Genomic DNA, 3,055 nt, shown 5'->3' with positions numbered 1-3,055 from the left:
GTTTCACTGATAGCGGCACAGTTTAGTTTAATAAACGGTCCGTTTTGCCGACGGCTGAGATTATGAATTGCGGTAGCGATTAACTCTTTCCCTGTCCCTGTTTCACCACGGATCAAAATCGTCGCATCCGTTGGTGCTACGGTGTTTATCATCGAAAATACCTGCTGCATTTTTGTCGAACGACCGACAATATTTTCGAATTTGTAATCTTTTTGCATCTCTTCTTGATAATAGGTTTTAAGTTCAGTCAGTGACTCTTTTTCTTTTGTAATGGTTTGCTGTACTTTGAGCGATCCTACAAAAAGAGATCCAACAATAGTAAGCATTCGGACAATCTCATCAAAATTAAGAGGACTTTTTTTCCCGATATTGGCAGAAATCACCCCAATGACCTCTTCGTCTTGAAGCAATGGAACGGCAACATAAGAGACCATCTGGGTAGAAATATTCCCCATTTTGTTGAGGTAATTGATATTGTTATGGATGTTTTCGATTACGATCGGTTCACGGCTTTTAGCGGCCAAACCGGTTGCCCCTTCACCAAAACGATATGAAGCCATTTTTTTCTGATACGGCTCAAGGTCGATGGAAGCCAACAATTCAAGTTCATTGACATCCTCTTTTTTTCGAAACAATGCACAACGTTCCAAATACCCGTGTTGTTTGAGTCGGCGCATAGCTTTTTCGATGTTTTCATTAATATCGATCGTACTGGTAAGCGTAACGGCAACTTCATAAAGTAAATTAATCTCTTTATACGCAAAAGTAAGGGCACATGTATTGCACTCTTCACGATTTGGTATATTCGCATCAAAAGTCATCATTTCAAAATCTTTTCTCTATTGTTAAGATATTTAGTATTGTAGTACAAATCGCGACAATGAACCAACATTCATGTGAACAAAAAATAGACAATTTATAGAACTGTTTTTGCACTGGATTATCAAAATGATCCAATAAGGAGACAAAATGCAAATTACTGTTCACGGAACACCTACACCGCTAGAGGGTAAAGAGATGACTATATGGCGTGAAGCCCCTGCGGCACGCGTTACTAATTTAGACGGCAGCCAGAATGTTATCGGGATGATTGCTCCTACAGCACAATTGTTAATTGCGATTCCTTCCCTTAAAACGGAAGTGTGTTCACTAGGTGCGAAAAAGTTTAATGACCTTATCAAACAGTTTAAGAAACTCAAAACCGTTATGGTTACAACGGATGATGCCGAATTTGTTAACGATTTTGTCACACGTGAAGGGATCGACGGTGCGGATGTCGTGATCGATACCAATCGTGATTTTGCAAAAAAATTCGGTCTTCTTATCACTGAAGGTAAACTCAAAGACAGACTAGCACGCGCGGTATTTGTCATCGATCAGGAAGGGATGATCAGTTATAAAGAAGTCGTTGCAGAAATCACAGATGAAGTCGATTACGATAAATGCATCGAAGCGGTTGATAAGGCTGCCAACTTCAAGAAAAAAGGGCACGACCATGAAAATTGGATGGGTGTCTGACAAATAAGGGGGATATCATGGTAGAGCAATACATTACATGGCTTAATGATCATGGGTTTCATCCGGATGATATCGAATATCGTGGATTTAACGGCAATACACCTCTTTTACTTGCATCATTGCAAGGGAATGCAATGATGGTATCTCGATTAATCGAAGCAGGAGCAGACCTATATGCGATCAACAATGATTTTAACGGTGTATTGTTCAATGCCTGTTATGCCAACTCACCGGAAGTGATCCGCCTCTTGGTTGAGTCCGGAGCCGATATTAACGATACCAATGAAGAAGGAACAACGGCATTGATGTATGCTGCCTCCGCTTCACGTGTCGAGTGTGTCAAAATGCTTCTGAGTCTAGGTGCAGATACAAAACTCCATAATGAAGACGGTTTTAGTGCAATAGAACTCACCAGCAACCGTGACGTATTCTTACAACTTCGAAGTGCGTGAACAAACTCTATTAACTCCACAGTGGGTTGCTAACCGACAATCGTTTTTAGATTGGGATACGCAGCCGGCTTCTTTTAAGCACTATCCCCATTTTTGTTACCGCACAGCATTGCGTGATCATCCCTCATTACAGTGGCTTGCACAAGCACGCTTTATCAATGATGAACGTATTGTTGCTCATAAGCCGTATCGTCGACTCAATGTCCCATCAGCCGGGAATCTCCATCCCATTGAAATCTATGTACAACTTCGTAATGTCTCAGGATTATTAAGCGGTATCTATCATCTGGATGTTTTGAGCATGGAACTGGTATTGATTGCTGAAATCGCAGGGGAGGGGATTGAACCCTGCCTTGGGATAGAAACCCGTTTTAGCGGAGCGATTGTCATGCTCTCACTTGTCCCCTTTCGTTCCAGTTGGAAATACGGACTCCGTTCCTGGCGATATCTTTATCTTGACCTTGGCCATCAAATCGCTGCTTTAAGTGCATCCGTACAACATTTTGGGTTAGAGCTTACAAAAATGTCTCCGCTGGAAGGACTTAATCGCTTTATGGGGATGGGAGATGAAGAATTTATAGGTGCTGTCTATGGAATCGGAGAAACTACACTCCGTCCGGTTAAACCTTTACACGCACCTTTAATGCGAGTTCAGCCTACTGATTATTCTGAACCGCTTCCACGATTAATCTCCACGCTACAAGCAACACCGCCATATGTAAATATTACCACACCCCATGAATACGAAAAATTTGAGTCATTCAATCTTGCCCGTCGGAGTGCCAGAGAATTTGATCCAAATAAAATGAGCGATGATATGTTGATAGAATTGATGCGTTTGGAAATTCCAGACTCATTGGAAATAATCCCTATTGTACTTCAGGCACACGCTATGCAATGCGGTGTATATCTAAACGGAAAATGTGCCGTGAATGGTAATTTTATCTCTGAAATACTACACTTACTTTTAGAACAGCGTTTTATCGCAGGTGCGAATATGGTAGTATTAATTTATGCGGAGAATTTTTGTGCATCGTCTCATATTGAAGCGGGCATCTATGCACAGGAACTCTATATGGCGTGTG

4 protein-coding genes are annotated in these 3,055 nt (G+C 41.5%); 3 read left to right on the top strand and 1 reads right to left on the bottom strand.

The features are described 5' to 3' along the window. The coding region (locus PHP90_RS13875) for a sigma 54-interacting transcriptional regulator (RefSeq protein WP_299931075.1) at positions 1-824 on the bottom strand (824 nt) is incomplete at its 3' end. Positions 825-969: 145 nt separating this feature from the next. On the opposite strand from PHP90_RS13875, the gene PHP90_RS13870 reads away from it, so the two are divergent. From PHP90_RS13870 to PHP90_RS13860, 3 genes are all read left to right on the top strand, one after another. After that, complete coding sequence (locus PHP90_RS13870) at positions 970-1,518, top strand: redoxin family protein (protein ID WP_299931073.1); 549 nt, start codon at positions 970-972, stop codon at positions 1,516-1,518. Between the two features lie 17 nt (positions 1,519-1,535). Further along, complete coding sequence (locus tag PHP90_RS13865) at positions 1,536-1,970, top strand: ankyrin repeat domain-containing protein (RefSeq protein ID WP_299931071.1); 435 nt, start codon at positions 1,536-1,538, stop codon at positions 1,968-1,970. Beyond that, on the top strand, positions 1,963-3,055 hold a 1,093-nt coding region (locus PHP90_RS13860), incomplete at its 3' end, for a nitroreductase family protein (RefSeq protein ID WP_299931070.1). The genes PHP90_RS13865 and PHP90_RS13860, both read left to right, overlap by 8 nt.

It is taken from the genome of Sulfuricurvum sp. (assembly GCF_028712165.1).
In the GTDB taxonomy this organism is placed as follows: domain Bacteria; phylum Campylobacterota; class Campylobacteria; order Campylobacterales; family Sulfurimonadaceae; genus Sulfuricurvum.
Note: the sequence above shows the minus strand (reverse complement) of the source record. Positions and strands in the feature narration are given on the sequence as shown.

What these genes read in the sequence shown, in the direction of transcription:
- PHP90_RS13870 (WP_299931073.1), top strand. Translation starts at nt 970, where the DNA reads ATGCAAATTACTGTTCACGGAACACCTACACCGCTAGAGGGTAAAGAG.
- PHP90_RS13865 (WP_299931071.1), top strand. Translation starts at nt 1,536, where the DNA reads ATGGTAGAGCAATACATTACATGGCTTAATGATCATGGGTTTCATCCG.